Origin of the sequence: Kribbella catacumbae DSM 19601, from assembly GCF_000372465.1 — a bacterium.
GTDB classification, from domain to species: Bacteria; Actinomycetota; Actinomycetes; order Propionibacteriales; family Kribbellaceae; genus Kribbella; species Kribbella catacumbae.
In genome coordinates this window covers 277,692-295,836 of record NZ_AQUZ01000003.1, presented here as the reverse complement: position 1 = coordinate 295,836, position 18,145 = coordinate 277,692, and the positions used below count along the sequence as shown (strand labels likewise).

Below are 18,145 nucleotides of genomic sequence, written 5' to 3'. Positions count from 1 at the left end.
CTCCAACCCCGTGGAGTCGATGATCTCGATCGCCCGAACCACCAACCGCAACGTGTCCCGCTGGCGCGACGGGCACATGGTGCTGCGCTGGACCGCGGCCGGCATGCTCAACGCCGAACGATCCTTCCGCCGCATCAAGGGCTACAAACACATGCCACAGCTCGTCGCCGCCCTCCACCGACACACCCACCCCGACACCACCGACCACACAGAAACTGTCGGTGCCGTCGCCTAGAGTTCACCGTGGATCGTCACCCAAGTTCCACACAACTCGGGACATGCTCCATCAGACGGCGGTCATTGAACTTGGTAGTCGCCTGCTGGCGGCTTGCCCTAAAGGCCTGAAGGTATTTGTTGCCCCGCTGGACTTCCGGCCGACCGCGCAACGGTCGTTGCAACCGGATGTGCTTGTCTGCCGGCGGGAAGACGTCGGCCCGAACGGGATCGAGAAGCCACTACTGCTGGCTGTCGAGATTCTGTCGTCCTCGACACGGATGAAGGATCTGCTACTCAAGCGTGGCGTGTACGAAGAGGCCGGTGTTACGTCGTATTGGATCTTCGACCCAGTGAAGGTGGAGCTGACGGTCCTCGAGCTGTCCGGCGGTTCTTATGTCAGGCAGGCTGTCGTGCACGGCGAAGAGGTCTTCGAGGCCAAACTGCCGTTCTCTGTGCGGGTTGTTGCCGCCGACCTAGTCGACGAGGAGTGACGGGCCGCAATAGGTGTCCCCGTCAGCCATTCAGCAAGGTGATCAGTTGGGTGCGGTCGGGGAGGTTTGGGGGGCGGATGATGTCGCCGGTGCGGACGTAGTAGAAGGCTGCGCCTACCTGGTTGACGGGGATGCCGAGGAGTTCGGCCCAGGCGACTCGGTAGATGGCTAGTTGGAGGGGGTCGGCGGTTTCGCTGCGGCTGGTTTTCCAGTCGATGACGTCGTAGCCGCGGGAGCCGTCCGGGCGGAGGACCTGGTAGACGGCGTCGATCCGGCCGCGGACCATCCGGCCGCCGATCGCCAGCGCGAACGGGGCTTCGATCTCGTATGGCATCTGTTCGCCGAACGGGCCGACCCGGAACGCGTCCATCAGTTCGATCAGGTCGGTGTCGTCGACGATGCCTTCGTCGGCGGCGCCGGGCAGGTCGTCGGGGTCGAGCAGGAACTGCTGGCCGAAGTAGCTCTCCACCCAGGCGTGGAACCTGGTGCCGAATCGCGCCGCCCGGTTGGGTTTGCGCGGCATCGGCCGGGCCAGGTCGGCCGCCAGCCCGTCCGGGTCCTTGGCCAGCCGCATCACCTGGGTCGCCGACAACGAGGCGGGCAGCGCGACGTCGTACGCCTTGCGGCTCCGGCTTTCCCTTGCCTCTGACAACAATCGCTCCAGCTCGGAGTCCCACCGCGCGACGGTCGCCTGCTCGTCGAGCAGCAGCGAGTCCTCGGCTTCCTGCGACGGGCCCTCCGCGCGTGACTGCTCCACCAGTGCAACCGATTCGAGGCGGCGCTGGTAGCCGGCCTCGTCGTACGGCGCGGGCCAGGGCGCGAGCTTCTGCTCGGCTAGCTCCGGGTTCTCCTCGTTCAGTTCGGGTTGCGGAGCCCAGTCGATCACCCGCTCCCCCGCGTGCTTCTTCAGGGTCTCCAGGTACGACGAGGGCCCGCGCGGGCGTTTCTGCGTCGGCCCCCACCAGTGCCCGGTCGCGACCAGGATCTCCTTGGCGCGCGTGAACGCGACGTACCCGAGGCGTCGTTCCTCCAGTGCGTTGACGTCCTTGCACTCGTCGGCGAAGGCCTTCAGCCCGGCGTTCGACAGGTCATGGAAGTCGGGCAACGTGTCGGCGTCGCCGCGCAACGGCCAGGGCAGCACCTTCGCGTTGGTGGTCCACTTGTCGCGGCCGCGGTCCGACGGGAACACCTTGTTCACCAGCGTCGGCACGAACACGATCGGCCACTCGAGACCTTTCGAGCGGTGCGTGGTCAGCAGCTTCACCGAATCCGCTTCACTCGGTACTGCGAGGTCGAGGCCGGCCGCGTACTCCTCTTCCGCCGCAAGGTACGCCAGCAGACCGTCCAGCGAGCCGGTCGACTCGGTGGAGGCAAAGTTGCCCACGGCATCCAAAAACGCGGCCAGGTGGTCCCGCCGGCCGGAGTCGACGTGGTCCGGGGTCGCGGTGAGCTCGACGTCGAGCCCGATTGTGGCGATCACCCGGCGGACCAGGTCGAGCAGCGGCTCACCCGCGTGCGCACGCAATTCGCGCAGCTCGGCCGAGAGCTCCTTGAACCGGTCGAGCGCCTCCGCCGAGTACCCCCAGCCGGCCGGGCCGGAATCGTCGACGGCTTCGGCCAGTGAGATGACCTCTGTCGAATCCATGCCGGCCACGGCGGCGTCCAGGGCAGCGACCAGATCGTCGGCGGCGGGACGATCGCCGGCGTCAGCAAGAGCGCGGGAACGGTTGGCCAGCAAGGCTAGATCCCGGTGACCGATCCGGTAGCGCGGGCCGGTCAGGATCCGCAGCATCGCGGCGTTCGCGGTCAGGTCGTTGACCGCTTGCAGGGTGGCGACGACGTCGACGATCTCGGGCAGCGCGAGCAGACCGCCCAGGCCGACCACCTCGACCGGGACCTTGCGCGCGATCAGCGCCTCGTGCACCGCGCTGAGGTCGACGTTGGTGCGCATCAGGATGCCGATGTCCTTCCATCGGCGGTTCGGCGTCTTGTGGGCGGCGACGATCGCGTCCGCGACCCACTCGATCTCCTTCGAGCGCGTCTCGAACAGGCCGACCGTGATCGCGCCTTCGGGTGCGTCGGGTGGCGCCTCCAGCGGGATCACGCCGGGGTGCTGCTCGTAGAGCTCGGCCGCGTGCTGGTTGGCCGCCGCGAGAATCCTGCTGCCACAGCGCCGGTTGACGCTCAGCACGTAGCGGTGGGCCGGAGTACCGTCCGCGTTCTTGAAATGTTCGGGGAACTCGTCCAGGTTGGCGACCGAGGCGCCGCGCCAGCCGTAGATCGCCTGGCAAGGGTCGCCGACGGCCGTGACCGGATGGCCGTGCTCGCCGAACAGTGCGGTCAGCATTCGCCGCTGGGAGACCGAGGTGTCCTGATACTCGTCGAGCAGCACGACCTTGTACCGCGCTCGCTCGATCACCGGGACCTCAGGGCACTCCTCGGCCAGCCGCGCGCCGAGCGCCATCTGGTCCGCGAAGTCGACGACGCCGCGCTCGCCCTTGTAGGCCTGGTACTCCTCGACGAGCTGGAGGATCTCACCGCGCTTCAACGCGGTCTCGGCAAGCTTCTTCACGTCGACCGTCTGCTTCCGGGCGGCAGCGACCTCAGCCCGTACGGCCTCGTCATGAGCCCGTACTTCGTTCGCGCCCAGCAGGTGGTCGGCGAGCTCCCCGTCGAGTGCCAGCAGACTGTTGACGAGGGTCGGCACGTGATGCGAGGCGAACCGGATCGGCCCGTTGGAGCGCCGGACGACCCGGCCGGCGAGCTGGAACCTGGTCGCGTCGGCGAGCACCCGGACGTCGGGTTCGAGTCCGAGACGCAGACCGTGCTCGGCGATCAGCGTGCCGGCGAACGCGTGGTACGTCGAGACGACGGGCTCGCCCGGTTCCTCGGGCTCCCAGTTCGGGATGTTGCTGCGCAGGTGTGCGGCGAGGATCGGGTGCTGATCGGGCGGGAGCGTCGAGCCGAGCACCCCGGCCTTGGTGAGGTCGTCGCGGATCCGTACGTCGAGTTCGTTGGCGGCCTTCTTGGTGAAGGTCAGCCCGAGCACTTCCTCCGGCTGCACTTGACCGGTGCAGATCAACCACACCACGCGCGCCGCCATCGCGGTCGTCTTGCCCGACCCGGCGCCCGCCACGATCACGCCCGGCGCCAACGGTGCCGTGATCGCCTGCAGTTGCTGATCGCTGAACGGGATCTCGAGCAGCTCGCACAGCTCGGCCGTCGTCTCCAGCTTGGCTCTCATCAGACGATCTCCCGGCCTTCGGGTTGGACGGGACACAGGGCGCGGACCTCACAGCGGTCGCAGCCGGGATTGCGTTTGGCGATGAACTCTTCGGAGCGGACCATCGCTTCGGCGTCCTCGACGGCATCGTCAAGCCAGGTGCGGCCGTCCTCGTCCGGTTGCAGTGGCGCCTGGCCTTGCACCTTCGGCAGGCCGATGTCGTCGTGGCGCAACTGCACCAGCTCGGCGCCACCGCTGCGCGGCTCCTCACCGAGCTTCTTCAGCTGGCGGGACTCGATCGCGCGTTGGTAGATCGCCAGCTGCACATGCCGTTCCAGCGCCGGCTTCGTCGGCACTGTCCGGCCGGTCTTCAGGTCGACCACCCGGATCGCGCCGTCACCGTCCTGCTCCAGCCGGTCCATCCGGCCCTTCACCCGTACTGCGGGCTTGTCCTCGTCGGGCAGCAGTACGTCGAACTCCACTTCGGTGCCGAGCAGCGTCCGGTCCGGCCGCCCTTGATGCCAGGCGACGAACCGCCGCAACGCCTGCTCCGCCTCGACGCGCTCCCGGTCGGAGATCCACGACGACTCGAACTCGAGCTGCGTCCACACCTTGTCGAGCCAGCCGTTCAGCTCGTCGATGTCCGGTGGCAGCGTCCCGGTCGCGACGGCGTCCGCCAGCGTGTGGAGCACCATGCCGAAGCCGATGGCCGAAGTACTGGGGGTTTCGCCGCCGGCGCGACGCTGCAGGAACCAGCGCAGCGGGCAGTCGACGATCGTCGTCAGCGCACTCCCCGACAACGGCACCGGCAGCTCCGGGTCCGTGATCGGGCGCTCCGACCTGGTTCGCTCACGCACGCCCCACCAGCGTTGCGGGTCAGCCGTCGGGACCAGCGCATACTCCCGGTCGTCGGCGGCGTCGGCGAGCTTCGCCAGCCGATCCGCCGCGACTCGCTTCAACGCCGGTGACGACGCCGGGTCTGCGAGTACGCAGCGGAGGTCGGCGACCAAGCCGTGCAATGACAGCGGTCGTCGCGGCCGTCCGGCCACTAGTTTCAAAGGAATGTCGAGCTCGGCAAGTAATCGGGAGGGTTGATCGCCGTCGGCCTCGGGCGCCTGCACTGCCGTCACGATCAGCCGCTCCCGGGCTCTGGTGATCGCGACATAGAAAAGCCGTCGCTCCTCGGCGAGGATCGCGCCGGCCGACAACGGCGCCACCAAACCGTCCCGGCCGAGTCTGTCCGGTTCGAGCAGCGAGCCGCGCCGGCGCAGGTCCGGCCACTGCCCTTCCTGCACGCTCGCCACGACGACCAGCCGCCATTGCAGACCCTTCGACCGGTGCGCGGTCATCAGCTGCACCCCGGCCTCCCGGTACGTCGCGTCGAACCGGTTGTCGCCGGCGATGTCCAGCGCCTCCAGCTCGGCGAGGAACGTCGACACGCCCTTGAAGCCGATTTGCTCCTCCGCCCGGCTCGCCGCGTCGAACAGCGCACACAGCGAATCGAGATCGCGGTTCGCGGTACGGGCGACCTCGCCGCCGCTGTTCGCCTGGCCGCGGAGCCGCCGCAGCCAGGGCGACTCCGACCACAGCGACCACATCACCTCGTCCGGCGCGGCGCCCGCGGTCACGATGTTTCTTGCCTTGAGCAACCTTTCACCGAGGGCGACGAAGCGCGCCTCGGCCGGCGAGGCCTGCTCGTCCAGCAGCAGCGGGTTCATCAGCGCTTCGCGAAGCAACTCGTCGGACGATCGCGGCAACCGCTGACCACCCGCCACCTCGCGATCGCGCTTTCGCAGCACCCGGGCAAGTCTGCGCAGTTGCCCCGCATCCATCGCACCCAGCGGCGACAACGCTAGCGCCCGCACCACGTCGACGGTCAGCGACGCAGGATCGGCGACTGCCCGCAAGGCCAGCAACATCGGCCGTACTGCGGGCTCGCGCGACAGCGGCAACTCGTCACCGGCGACGTCGACGGGGATGCCCGCGGCAGCGAGAGCGCGACGCAGGGGTGGGATCGAGCGGCTGCCGGAGCGGACCAGGACGGCCATCTCATGCCAGCCGACACCGTCTTGCACGTGCGCGCGGCGGAGCAGGTCGGCGATGTGCTCGAGCTCGGCGCCGCTCGTCGAGTACAGGTTGGCCTCGACCTTGCCGGCACCGTAGACGCAGGAGCTCGCGTCGGGATTGCGGAAGCGTTCGAAGGTGTCGCGGTCGAGCGTGCCGGGCACGCCGAGGCGGTTGACCACGTTGCGCGAGACGCGTTGCAGCGTCGTCCCGAATCGGCGGGTCGTCGCGAGGGCGATCTGGGCGGCTTCGGCGCCGTTCGCAGTACGGAACTCGTCGGTGAAGCGGAGCAGGCCGCGGACGTCGGCGCCGCGAAAGGTGTAGATGGATTGGTCCGGGTCGCCGACGACGACGAGGTCGCGGCCGTCGCCGGCGATCGCCTGCAGCAACTTGGTCTGGCCGGGATCGGTGTCCTGGTACTCGTCGACGAAGACGGCCTTGAACTCCTCGCGGAGCCTGGCCTGGACGTGCGGTTGCTGCGCCAGGATGACCGCGCGATGGATCAGCTCGGAGTAGTCCAGCACCTGCTCGTGGTCGAGGATCTGCAGGTACTCCTCGAAGAAGTCGCCGACCGCGACCCACTCCGGCCGGCTCGCGGAGTGTCCGACCGCGGACAGGTCCTCCGGGTCGAGACCGAGCTGACGTGCCTTGCCGATGACGGCCTGGACCTCGTCGGTGAATCCACGTGTCTTCAGCGCCGGATGAAGACTGGCCGGCCATTTGGTCACGCCGACCTCGCGGCTCCCGCCAAGGGACTCGCTCAGCCGCAGCGTCTGCTCCGGTCCGGAAGGAAGCCGCAGCGGTACGTCGAAAGCGTCTGCCGGGGTGAAGCGTCTGAGCAAGGCATAGCAGAACGAGTGAAACGTCATCGACGGCATCACCCGCGTCGTCCGGCCGAGACGTGCGGTGATCCGGTCGCGAAGCTCGGTCGCCGCCTTCCGCCCGAAGGTCAGCACGAGCACCTCGTCGGGACTCAGCCCACGATTGCCGACCCGATCGACGACCGCCTCGACCAGCGTCGTCGTCTTCCCCGTGCCCGGCCCCGCGAGCACGAGCAACGGCCCGCCCGGATGATCCACCACCGATTGCTGATCAGCATCCAGCACCGGCACCTCGGTGACCCGGGCTTGCCGCCCGTCACCTCGCACCAAGCGATATCTGGAACCGGATCTGCTGACCATCGCCCCATCCCATCAGACGCCACCGACAGTCGGTGCAACCGGAGGTACGGGTTGGCCCCTAGATAACGGTGAGAGCCTTCCGCCGATCCGGCTCGAGGCCCGACCGCGGATACCTGAGGAGCCATCCCGAATGCGAATAACTGTGCCCACGTTGGCCGTTCTAGGCCTGCTCGGCAGTCTGCTGACCCTTCCTTCTCAAGCGGCGCCGGCCCCAACTCCCGAAGGAGTCAGCGGAACGGTGACGTTGATCACCGGAGATCGGGTCGAACTCACGCCCGGCGAACCACCGCGAGTCATCCCTGCCGAGGGCCGCAAGTCCATGCGCTTCCGGATCTCGGCAGAAGCCGGACGCCGGGTGCGCGTGATCCCCGCGGATGCCGTCGGCCTGCTCGCCGCCGGAAAGCTCGACCCGCGACTGTTCGACGTGACCACGCTGCTGGAGTTCGGGTACGACGATGCCCGCCGTTCGCAGTTGCCGTTGATCGTGCAGCGGGCCGCATCCAGCCGTACTGCGGGCGCCGGTCTCGCCGGTCTGAGCAACCGTCGCGAGCTTCCCAGCATCACCGGCTTCTCTGTCCTCGAGTCGAAGCGGGATTCCGTGGCCTTCTGGGACTCTCTGCGGCGAGGCTCCGGCATCACCAAGGTCTGGCTGAACGGCATTCGCCGGACCACGCTCGATCGCAGCGTGCCGCAGATCGGCGTACCGGCTGCGTGGTCTCAAGGGCTGACCGGACGCGGCGTCACGGTCGCGGTGGTCGATTCGGGGATCGACGCCCAGCACCCCGACCTCGTCGGTAAGGTCGCTTCGGCAAAGAACTTCGTCGACGAAAACGGCGGCGACCAGGTCGGCCATGGAACGCACGTGGCCTCGACGGTGACCGGTACCGGCGCCGCGTCGGGCGGCTCCTACCGTGGTGTCGCGCCGGACGTGAAACTGCTCGACGCCAAGGTCTGCGGCGAGGACGGTTGCCCGGAGGACGCCATTCTGGCCGGGATCGAGTGGGCCGTCGTCGAGCAGCGCGCGGCCGTGGTCAACCTGAGCCTCGGGGGCACTGACGCGCCGGGTGAAGATCCACTCGAGCAAGCCATCAACACGCTCTCGGCGCAGTACGGGACGCTCTTTGTCGTCGCGGCCGGCAACAGCGGAGCGGGTGGCGCCGGCACGATTCAGTCTCCGGGGAGCGCGGCGGCTGCACTGACCGTCGGGGCTGTCGACAAGGAGGATGGGCTTGCCGAGTTCAGCAGTCGCGGGCCGACGGTCGGTGACACCCTGACGAAGCCGGATCTGACTGCTCCCGGCGTAGAGATCGTTGCGGCGAAGGCAGCTGGCACCGGGGGCGACGGGGGCGACGGGGGCGACGGGGGCGACGGACAGTACGTCTCGATGTCGGGTACTTCGATGGCGACTCCTCATCTGGCCGGTGCTGCGGCGATCCTGTTGCAGCAGCACCCGGACTGGACCGGGGCGCAGGTCAAAGCTGCGCTGATGGCTTCGGCCAAGACGACGCCGGGGGTCAGCGGGTTCGATCAGGGCGCCGGACGAGTCGACGTCGCTCAGGCGATCAAGCAGCAGGTGGTCGCTTCGCCGTCGAGCATCAGCTTCGGTCTGGCGTCCTGGCCGCATGAGGACGATCCCGTCCAGTCGAAGACGATCACTTATCGCAATACCGGCAGCAGTCCGGTCACGCTCGATCTGCAGGTGGCCGACCAGCCGGCCGGTCTCTTCACGGTGACGCCGAGCCGGATCGTAGTACCGGCCGGTGGTACTGCGGATGCGACGCTCGCTGCCGATACGAGGTCGGCCGCCGTACCGATCGGGAGGTTCAGCGGGCAGCTCGTCGCGACCGGGGATGGCGCCAGGGTCAGCACGCCGTTCGGAGTGGAGAAGGAGCCCGAGCGCTACGACGTCCGGCTGACGAACATCGGCCGCGACGGCAAGGCTCCCCTGGAGCACATCACCTTCTTCGATCGCATCGGCGACTGCGGAGCCGACCCGTACTGCGGCGACTACGTCTACGGCGCCGGGACCAGCACGGCCAAGCTCCGGCTGGCGCCGGGCAAGTACACGGTCGTGGATTTCAGTACTGCGACCGGCAAGGACTGGACGATGCTCGTGCACTCGGTGCTCGACCATCAGCGGGACCGTGAGCTCGTGCTGGACGCCCGCAAGGCGAAGCCGGTCGAGATGTCGGTGCCTAAGGCAACAGCTCGGCTGATGGAGCTGAGTGTCGTGGTCGCGCGGGATACGCTCCGGGGGGCGGCTTCGGTGCTGACCTACTTCATGCCGGGTGATGCGCAGAACCCGGTCTACATCGCCGAGCTCGGTGAGACCGCGGCCGATCCCGAAGAGGTGATCAGCGTCGCCTATGGCCGATTCGCCGAACCAGGGCCGGCCGGGGATTTCGCGAACAGCCCATATGAGTACAACCTGGCCGACTACCGGCTTGGCCGCGCGCTGGACGGCGTACGGCTGAGGACGCGGCAGGAGCAGTTCGCGACGGTGAAGGCCGGCTATGCCACTGATGCGGCGGAGCCACGGATCGCGGTCACCAGTCATGGCGTACGGCCGGCCGGGACGACGCTGGACTACGCAGTACCGCCGTCGGGTGCACAAGAGCTGACCAGCGGGTTGCCGGTACGGCGTACTGAGTACTTCCTGGCTGGTGGTTTGAAGTGGTCATCGACTCTGGTGACTCGGTCCGAATCCGGTGCGATCGGGAGCTTGCTGTTCAGCTCGGAACGGTCGGTCTTTCGCGCTGGCCGGACCTATCGGCAGGAGTGGAACAAGGGAGTGCTCGGCCCACGCCTCACCCTGGGACCGGTGATGCCGAACGGGCTGGCGCGGGGCGCGCAACGGGTTGGCGACCAACTGCTCTTCGGGCTCAGTCTGCGTTCGGACAACCATCCGCTGCACATGAACGAGCCGAAGCTCCCAGCGGGATCGGCCAAGCTCTATCGCAACGGCGAGCTGCTCAAGGATTGGCCGCGCGCCAGCTACCTCGCGATAGAGGTACCTGCTGGCGCGGCGACGTACCAGCTCGAGAGCCGGGTAGAGACACCCGGGACAGCCGTGTCGACGAGACTCGACAGCAAGTGGACGTTCCACTCCTCGCACGTCGAGGGCGTCGCCTCACTACCGTTCATGGCGGTGCACTTCCACCCCGCCCTCGACGACCACAACCGAGCCCGACCCGGCGGCTTCATCATCCCGATCACCGTGCAACGCCAGCCCGGCGCAGCACCAAGCCGAGTGAAGACACTCCAGATCGAGTCCTCCACCGACGACGGAACCACCTGGCACCCCGCGAAGGTCGTCCGGAGGGGTGACGACTGGCAGACAACGGTGACCAACCCACCCGGCGGCGCTGTCTCCTTGCGCGCCCGAGCAACAGACACCAACGGAAACAAGGTGGAACAAACCTTCATCCGTGGCTATCTGGTCCGCGGCTGAAGCAACGGCAGGGTCGGGGTGATCGCCCCCCCACCCTGCCACCGCTGGAGGTTAGTCGGCCCCGGCAGACCTCAAGCCACGCCAGGCTCGCGATGCCCGGTACGGCGGAAGGCCGGTGCGGCGGCCCGCCGATGGTGGGTTATTCGACCCCTGGCCTCCTACAGAGCCTGTTGGGAAATGGGTCTGGGGTTCGCGTTGTGTCCCGACCGACAGGAAGTGGTGCCGGTTCTGCGGCCGGCCGCGGCCTGCGTGAGCGTGGCGCGCGGCCGAACGGTCGACTACTTCCTGTCGGTCGGCACACAATCGNCCGCTGCCGAGCCAATTCGCAACAGGCTCTACAAGGTGCTAGTGGTCCAAAAGGCCGCTAGTCGGGCTCAGTGATCGACAGCTCTCCTGCGCTCACGAGTGGCCATCTGGACCCATCTGCCACTTGGGGAGGGTTTTTGCCGGGGCTGAGGAGGCAAATGTCCGGATCCGGGGGGGAAATCCTCCTCAGGCCAGAGGGAGATGGGCCTGGTGGCTCAAATAGGGCTCGTCTTCGAGTGCAACATCCAGGCCGTCGGAGCGCGTGGGATGGGGCTAGCCGTCTGGGGTCCAGCGGACTTGGCGGAGGTCTACTTTGCCGTTGGTTACTCGGACTCCGTCGCCGCGGAGTAGTTGGAGTTGTTGGTCTACTACCTCGTCGGCGGGGATGCCGCTGGAGCGGATTACTCGCCACCAGGGGACGCCGCCGCCGTATTCGCGCATGATGGCGCCGACCTGGCGTGGGCCGCCCTGGCCTACGTAGGCGGCGATGTCTCCGTACGTCGCTACGCTGCCGGGCGGGATTGACTCGACCGCGACCAGCACGGCCTCCACGTACTCCTCCCGATCCACGGGGGCTACGTTATCCATCCCCGCCGACAAGGTCAGGTGAGGGCTTTGGCGAGGGGTTCCAGTACTGCGGGTGGCGCGTCCAGTGGGAGGTTGAGGACGACCAGGTCAACCCCCGCTTCCCCGTACGCCGATGCGGTGGCGACGGCGTTGTCGATCGCCTGCCCCAGCGGCACGTCCGGGTCGATGCGGACGTTGACCGAGCAGGTGATTTCGGAGATGTCGCGGCCGAGGTCATCGCAGTGCGCGACGAGGACTTCCTTGAGGGGCAGCCATTCCTCGGGGCTGGGGACGATGACGTTCCAGTGCTGGGCCCAGCGGGCCACTGCGCGCAGAGTGCGCTTCGGGCCTTTGCCGCCGATGGTGATGGGCGGGTGTGGGGTCTGGACCGGCTTCGGTTCGCAGTACGCGTCGGTGAGTTTCACGTACTGGCCGTCGAAGTTGGCGGACTTCTCGGTGAGCAGTGCGAGCAGCGCCTGGACGCCTTCGTCGAAGCGGTCGAAGCGTTCCTTCAGCGGGGGCAGCTCGATGCCGTAGGCGTCGCACTCCATCTGGTTCCAGCCGGCGCCGATGCCGAGTTCGAGGCGGCCGCCCGAGATGATGTCGGTGGTCGCCGCCATGTTCGCCAGTACTGCGGGGTGGCGGTAGATCATGCCGGTCACCTGACAGCCGACCCGGATCCGCTTGGTCGCCTGGGCGAGGGCGGCCAGCGACGTCCAGGCCTCGAGGTTCGGGCCGGCCATGTCGCCGCTCAGCGGGTAGAAGTGGTCCCAGTGCCAGGCCGACTCGAAGACCTCGAACTCGTCGGCCGCGATCCACACGTCCCGCAACTGCTGCCAGCTCGTGTGCTCGGGCCTGGTCTTGATCGCGAACCGCATCCGCAGCCTCCTCGGTAAGGGTTTTCCAAGCGCAACTTACCGCAGGACGCGCACCCCGGAAACAGCACGATCGAGCAGGGCACGGGATCGCGCCGCCACCAGCCAGACTCAGGTCGCGGACCGACCGCAAGCACCCGGGTCCTGCAGGGCAGTGATCAGCGCGAACGCCTCGAAGACCACACCCGCCACCGCCGTCGTGTACAGCACGATGGCGATCACCTGCCGGCTCCGCCCGAACCACCGGATCAGCAACAGCAAGGCGAGCATGCCGACAAGCAGCCCAGCCGCACCCAGCACATAGGCGCTCGGAGGCAGTGAGAGTGAGGCGTCGCAAGCCGCTTGGCGGCGGCGTTGGAGCTCGGCTTCGGCGTTGACGCAGATCAGGGCCAGCACGACCCCGACCACCATCAGACCGAAGACCAGCCCCTGCCGGAGCCAGCCAGGCACGCCCCCCACGTGCGTCAGTCCAGGCCGAGACGAGCCCGTACTTCGGGTCTGCGCAGCGGCGGCACGGTTTGCGGCGGGACCCGGCGTTCCGGCATCTCCTCCAGCAGGGCCTCGGTGATCTTGGCGACCTCGGCGGCCGCCCGCTCGATCGGGCCGCGGGTGGTGGCGCTGAGCGAGCCGACACCAGTCACCTTGCGCACGTACTGCAGAGCCGCCGCGTAGATCTCTTCCGAGGTCGCCGCCGGCTCAAGTCCACGAAGAACGGTGATGTTTCTGCACATGTTCCGACCCTACGCGGGCCCGGGGACAGGAAACCAAGATTCTACGAGGTATTGACTTCCCTACGACCATTAGGTTTTCCTCAAGACATGAGCACCACCGGCCTCGATCGCCGCAGCAAGCGACGGCAGCAGACCATCGACGAGATCCTCGACATCTCCATCGCCTTGATGGAGACCGAGGGCGTCGCGGCGCTGAGCCTGTCCGCGGTGGCCCGGCAGCTGGGCCTGCAGCCGCCGTCGCTGTACCAGTACTTCCCGTCCAAGCTCGCGATCTACGACGCCCTGTTCCAGCGCGGCGCCGAGCAGGTCCGCGATGCCCAGCGCGCGGCGCGGGCCGGCGTACCCATCGAGCAGCAGCTCGAGCTGGGGATCACGGCCTTCAGCCGGTGGTGCATGGAGAACCAGGTGCTGACCCAGCTGCTTTTCTGGCGGACGATTCCGGGCTTCGAGCCGTCGCCCGAGGCATTCGCCCCAGCAGTGGACGGCCTGACGGACCTGAAGTCGTATCTCCAGCAGGAGGTCGACGGTGGCCGGCTCCATCAGGAGGCCGTGAGCGACGACGGGCTCGCGTTATTCACCTCGTTGACCGCGGGCGTGCTGTCCCAGCAGTTGGCGAACGAACCGCAGGCGACCTTCGAGCGCGGCCGGTTCATGAAGCTGATGCCGGTCGTGCTCGACATGTTCTACCAGCGCTACGAACCGACCAGGGGGAAAACGAAATGAGCACCACAGTGTTAGCCGCGCGGGAGATCGCCCGCGCCGACCGGGCCACCGCCCGGCGTCACCGCGATGCGGAGATCCAAGCCTGGCAGGACTTGCTGGCAACCATCGACGGCACCGAGTGGCAGCGTCGTACGGTCTGCACGGAGTGGGACGTCGCCGACATCGTCGGGCACCTGTGCGGGCAGGCCGAGGACGTCAACAAGCCTTGGTCCTTCCCGCTCCGCGACCGTCGCGCCCGCCGGGTCTATCCGACGGTCGGCCTGCTGGACGCGCACATGCTGATCCAGGCCGACGACCATCGCGGTACACCGCCCGACGTCCTGCGCGGGCGCTTCGACCGGTTGTGGGCGAAGGCGACGCGGACCATCAGCCGGAACCCTGCCCTGATCCGCAAGCTGCAGGTGAAGGTGGAGGGCATTCCGGGCTTCGACAAACTCGCCCTCGGCTACATCCAGGACATCCTGCTCGCGCGCGACCTGTGGATGCATCGCGATGACGTCTGCCAGGCACTCGGCCGCGAGTTCGACGCCGGCCCGTACGCCGGTGAGCTGATCGCCCAGGTGATGCTCGACCTCGAGGACGGGCCGTTCTGGAAGGGCACGCCGATCGTTCTCACTCTGACCGGCGCGGGTGGCGGCACCTATCGCCTGGGCCAGGGCGACCCGATCGCCACCGTCAGCACCGACGCTGTCGGCTACATGCGCACGGTGTCCGGCCGCGACGACCAGCCGGACGTAGTACTGGTCGACGGGGAACCGGCCGGCGTTGAAGCCGTGACAGGCTGCCGGATGCCGTTTTGAACCGGCGCTGGGCCACCATGACTGAATGAGCGAACTCCCCGCCGGCCTCACGGTCCGCCCGCCGCGACTGGAGGACGCCGATGCGATCCTGCAGCTCGCCGTGGACTATTTCACGAAGCTCCTCGGCCGGCCGGTGGTCACTTTGTCGGAGGTCACCGAGGCGCTCGGCACGCCGACCTTCACCCCCGAGCGGGATGGCTGGCTGGTCCTGGGCCGCCCGGGCGCGGTCACCGGATTCGCGTTCGTCCTGCCGGGCGGGGATCGCCGGTTCGTCCAGTTGAGCGTGATCACCCCGGATCCGGCGATCGCGGGCTGGCTGGTCACAACAGGCGCTGAACGGGCCCGAGATCTAGCCGGCGAGAACGGTCAGACCGAGGTGACCGTCGAGGTCAGCCTGTTCCGCGCGGACGAGGCGCTGCGCGAGGTGGTCAGCGACCAGGGGTACGAGTTCGCCACGTCGTACCTGCAGCTGCGGATCGACCACACCGGCCCGGTGCTCGTGCCAGAACCACCAGCCGGTACTACGGTCCGCGCCGGCGCCTTCGACGAATCGGCCAGGCGGGCGTACCACGCACTGATGTCGGCCGCGTTCGAAGGGCAGGACAGCGCGGCGCTTCCGCCGTACGACGAATGGCTGGCGAACCACGAGAAGAGCCCGCAGTTCGCTTGGCCGCAACTGACGATGGTCGAGCGCGACGGGGTGACTCTCGCCGCCAGCGACTGCAACGACAGCTTCGTCGAGACGGACAACTGCGGGTACATCGGCCGGCTCGGCGTCAGCCCCGAAGCGCGCGGACTCGGCCTGGCGAAGTACCTGCTCCGCTACGCCTTCGCCGCCGATGCCGCGGCCGGCCTCGACGGGACGATGCTGCACGTCGACACCAACAACCCGACGCCGGCCCTCGGCCTGTACGAGTCCGTGGGCATGCGCACGATCGAGATCGCCGACGCCTGGACCCGCAAACTCCCGACCCGATAGGGCTGCAGGCCTTCGCCACCGACGCTGCGGCCGGGCTAGCCGACACCCTGCGGCACGTGGACACCAGCAACCCAACGCAGGCCCAGGGCCTCTACGAGTCGGTCGGCATGCGTGTTGTCCAGACAGCCGAGCTGTGGGCGCCGGAACTGCCTTCTGTTTAGGCGCACGCCCGCAGGCATAACCTGCGCCGGAGAGGGAAACCATCCTCGGCACCGAGTGGTCGAGTGGTATCGTGGTACGTGCCTGGAGCGTTGAGCTTCAGGAAGTGAGCCCGAGACCCGGCCGGACGACCGTGGCGCTCGGGCTTCGCGCGTTTCTGGGATCAGACCTCGCGGACTCCGGTCACGACGGGGCGGATCCGTTCCCGCCAGTGTCCACCTTTGGCCCAGCACCAGGCGACCGCGTCCGGGATGCACAGCAGCAGTTCCGCGGCTGCAGTCGCATGGGTGTACTCGATCCGGCTGCGGGCATCCGCGGCCCGGGTCAGCTCGATGAGGCGCTGCTTGTCCCAGGAGCGCAGAGTCTCGTCCACCTCGAGCGTGATGCGGGATCGGTGATGGCGGCACTCGTCGGCGATCAGCCCACCTAGGCAGGCCGCTCGCCGGTCACGGTCGGTCCGGTAGCGCTTGCCGGCGTCGTACACGGTGACCTCGATGTTCATGCGTGCAATCGTGTCGGCGATCGCTCGGCGGCGGGCGTCTCGCTCCGCGTTCATGTGGAGTGCACGTTGTCCCGGCAGCACCAACGCCCGCAGCTCCTTACGAAGAGTGCACAGATCCCCGACCACGACGACCGCGGCCACCAGCAGATAGCCACGCTGCTTCGTCTCATCGACGTAGACATGACGGCTCACCCGGCGTCCTCTTCCGTTCCGCCAGCCGGCTTTCGTGCGGACCCAATGAGCCACTCGTACTCGGTGGGGCTCAGAATGACTGCCTCCACACGCCGATGCCGGCCGACGGTGACCGGTCCTGCGGTCGGCGCCTTGCGGAGCCTCTCCAGGATTCGCGGGAGCTCGAGCCGGAACTCGCCGACGCTGAAGGGTGGAGGCAGGCGCTGGCCTTGGCTACTCGTAGTCACCGCGCGAACCTATCGGCTACACCCGAAATCTGTACTGATTTCAGGTCTGAAGTCTGTGCCGATCTGCTGCAGAAAGACGACGCGAAACCCCGCCCGCGTACCGGAGTACGGGGCGGGGCTGCGGAGTGACTCAGTAAGTGGGCTGGGACGGGTCGATCTGGTCGACCCAGGCGACTACGCCGCCGCCGACGTGGACGGCGTCGGAGAAGCCTGCACCCTTGGCGATGGCGAGGACCTCGGCGGAGCGGACGCCGGACTTGCAGTGGAAGACCAACTGCTTGTCCTGCGGGAGCTTCTCCAGCGCCACGCCGGTCTGGAAGTCGGCCTTCGGGATCAGCACCGAACCGGGGATCCGGTTGATCTCGTACTCGTTCGGCTCGCGGACGTCGACCAGCAGGAAGTCCTTCTCGCCGTTGTCCTTCAGCTTGATCCACTCGCTCAGCGTCTTCACCGAGATCGTCGAGCCGACGGCCGCGTCGGCCGCTTCCTCGGTGATCGCACCGCAGAACGCGTCGTAGTCGACCAGTTCGGTGACGGTCGGGTTCTCGCCGCAGATCGCGCAGTTCGGGTCCTTGCGGACCTTCAGCGAGCGCCAGTTCAGGTCGAGCGCCTCGTAGATGTTCAGCCGGCCGAGCGACGGGTCGCCGATGCCGGTGAGCAGCTTGATCGCCTCAGTCACCTGGGCGGCGCCGACCGACGCGCACAGCACGCCCAGTACGCCGCCTTCGGCGCAGGACGGGACCATGCCGGGTGGCGGCGGCTCGGGGTACAGGCAGCGGTAGCACGGGCCGTGCTCGGCCCAGAACACGCTGATCTGGCCGTCGAAACGGAAGATCGAGCCCCAGACGTAGGGCTTGCCGAGCAGGACCGCGGCGTCGTTCACCAGGTACCGGGTGGCGAAGTTGTCGGTGCCGTCGACGATCAGGTCGTACTGCTCGAAGATCTCGAACACGTTGTCGTTGTCGAGGCGGACCTCGTGCAGCACGACGTTGGTGTTCGGGTTGGTCTCGAGGATCGACTCCTTGGCCGACTGCGCCTTGGACTTGCCGACGTCGGACTGGCCGTGGATGATCTGGCGCTGCAGGTTCGACTCGTCGACGGTGTCGAACTCGACGATGCCGAGCGTGCCGACGCCGGCCGCGGCCAGGTAGAGCAGCGCGGGGCTGCCCAGGCCGCCGGCGCCGATCACCAGCACCTTGGCGTTCTTCAGCCGCTTCTGCCCGGCCATCCCGACCTCGGGGATGATCAGGTGCCGCGAATACCGGCGGACCTCGTCGATGGTCAGCTCGTCGGCCGGTTCGACCAGCGGTGGCAGCTGTGGCACGTGAGACTCCTCGTCAGCGGGAAAAATCGCGGGGCTCCAGGGTTCAACCCGTTGTCCCTCTCCCATGTTCCCGCACGACTCCAGGGCAGCCCAGCAAGGTCCGCATCCCGGGACGCGAGTCTCACCGATGACCG

At 67.8% G+C, this 18,145-nt stretch carries 14 protein-coding genes and 1 pseudogene; 6 read left to right on the top strand and 9 right to left on the bottom strand.

The window, feature by feature from the left end:
• A pseudogene (locus tag A3ES_RS0105390) lies at positions 1-235 on the top strand (IS256 family transposase); the annotation flags it as partial.
• Between the two features lie 43 nt (positions 236-278).
• Positions 279-707 carry a Uma2 family endonuclease gene (locus tag A3ES_RS46320; protein ID WP_020385761.1) on the top strand — a complete coding sequence of 143 codons (429 nt, stop codon included), beginning with the start codon at positions 279-281 and terminating at the stop codon, positions 705-707.
• Positions 708-729: 22 nt separating this feature from the next.
• On the opposite strand, the gene A3ES_RS0105380 is transcribed toward A3ES_RS46320, so the two are convergent.
• Complete coding sequence (locus A3ES_RS0105380; protein WP_020385760.1) at positions 730-3,951, bottom strand: ATP-dependent DNA helicase; 3,222 nt, start codon at positions 3,949-3,951, stop codon at positions 730-732.
• The gene (locus A3ES_RS0105375; RefSeq protein WP_020385759.1) at positions 3,951-7,175 is read right to left on the bottom strand and encodes an ATP-dependent helicase; all 3,225 of its coding nucleotides are present in this window, start codon (positions 7,173-7,175) and stop codon (positions 3,951-3,953) included. Before A3ES_RS0105375 ends, A3ES_RS0105380 begins: the two co-directional genes overlap by 1 nt.
• 238 nt (positions 7,176-7,413) lie before the next feature.
• Between A3ES_RS0105375 and A3ES_RS0105370 the strand changes: the two genes are divergently transcribed.
• Entirely contained in the window at positions 7,414-10,626 is a 3,213-nt protein-coding gene (locus A3ES_RS0105370; RefSeq protein WP_020385758.1) for a S8 family serine peptidase, read from the top strand.
• A gap of 579 nt (positions 10,627-11,205) precedes the next feature.
• Here the strand turns inward: A3ES_RS0105370 and A3ES_RS0105365 are convergent.
• The 4 genes from A3ES_RS0105365 to A3ES_RS0105350 all read right to left on the bottom strand — a co-directional run bounded on the left by A3ES_RS0105365 (position 11,206) and on the right by A3ES_RS0105350 (position 13,105).
• A complete protein-coding gene (locus A3ES_RS0105365) occupies positions 11,206-11,502 on the bottom strand; it encodes an MGMT family protein (protein ID WP_020385757.1) in 297 nt (98 codons plus the stop codon).
• Between the two features lie 32 nt (positions 11,503-11,534).
• Positions 11,535-12,377 carry an LLM class F420-dependent oxidoreductase gene (locus A3ES_RS0105360; RefSeq protein ID WP_020385756.1) on the bottom strand — a complete coding sequence of 281 codons (843 nt, stop codon included), beginning with the start codon at positions 12,375-12,377 and terminating at the stop codon, positions 11,535-11,537.
• Positions 12,378-12,485: 108 nt separating this feature from the next.
• The gene (locus A3ES_RS0105355; protein ID WP_020385755.1) at positions 12,486-12,824 is read right to left on the bottom strand and encodes a hypothetical protein; all 339 of its coding nucleotides are present in this window, start codon (positions 12,822-12,824) and stop codon (positions 12,486-12,488) included.
• A gap of 14 nt (positions 12,825-12,838) precedes the next feature.
• Positions 12,839-13,105 carry a DUF2277 domain-containing protein gene (locus A3ES_RS0105350; RefSeq protein ID WP_020385754.1) on the bottom strand — a complete coding sequence of 89 codons (267 nt, stop codon included), beginning with the start codon at positions 13,103-13,105 and terminating at the stop codon, positions 12,839-12,841.
• 87 nt (positions 13,106-13,192) lie between these two features.
• Here A3ES_RS0105350 and A3ES_RS0105345 point away from each other — a divergent pair, with 87 nt between their 5' ends.
• Genes A3ES_RS0105345 through A3ES_RS0105335 form a run of 3 tightly spaced genes read left to right on the top strand, consistent with a single transcriptional unit; the run spans position 13,193 to position 15,607 of the window.
• Positions 13,193-13,828, top strand: a complete 636-nt coding sequence (locus A3ES_RS0105345) for a TetR/AcrR family transcriptional regulator (protein ID WP_020385753.1) — start codon at positions 13,193-13,195, stop codon at positions 13,826-13,828.
• A complete protein-coding gene (locus A3ES_RS0105340) occupies positions 13,825-14,628 on the top strand; it encodes a maleylpyruvate isomerase family mycothiol-dependent enzyme (RefSeq protein WP_020385752.1) in 804 nt (267 codons plus the stop codon). The genes A3ES_RS0105345 and A3ES_RS0105340 overlap by 4 nt, the downstream gene beginning before the upstream one ends.
• A 25-nt stretch (positions 14,629-14,653) precedes the next feature.
• Positions 14,654-15,607, top strand: coding sequence for a GNAT family N-acetyltransferase (locus A3ES_RS0105335; RefSeq protein ID WP_020385751.1), 954 nt, complete (start codon positions 14,654-14,656; stop codon positions 15,605-15,607).
• A 322-nt stretch (positions 15,608-15,929) separates the two neighbouring features.
• Here A3ES_RS0105335 and A3ES_RS0105330 read toward each other — a convergent pair whose 3' ends face one another.
• The 3 genes from A3ES_RS0105330 to moeZ all read right to left on the bottom strand — a co-directional run bounded on the left by A3ES_RS0105330 (position 15,930) and on the right by moeZ (position 18,011).
• Positions 15,930-16,460, bottom strand: a complete 531-nt coding sequence (locus tag A3ES_RS0105330; RefSeq protein WP_020385750.1) for a hypothetical protein — start codon at positions 16,458-16,460, stop codon at positions 15,930-15,932.
• Positions 16,457-16,687: a type II toxin-antitoxin system Phd/YefM family antitoxin gene (locus tag A3ES_RS53805; protein ID WP_026162569.1), complete on the bottom strand. Its 231-nt coding sequence runs from the start codon at positions 16,685-16,687 to the stop codon at positions 16,457-16,459. The genes A3ES_RS0105330 and A3ES_RS53805 overlap by 4 nt, the downstream gene beginning before the upstream one ends.
• 130 nt (positions 16,688-16,817) lie before the next feature.
• A complete protein-coding gene (moeZ, locus tag A3ES_RS0105320; protein ID WP_020385749.1) occupies positions 16,818-18,011 on the bottom strand; it encodes an adenylyltransferase/sulfurtransferase MoeZ in 1,194 nt (397 codons plus the stop codon).
• Positions 18,012-18,145 lie beyond the last annotated feature (134 nt).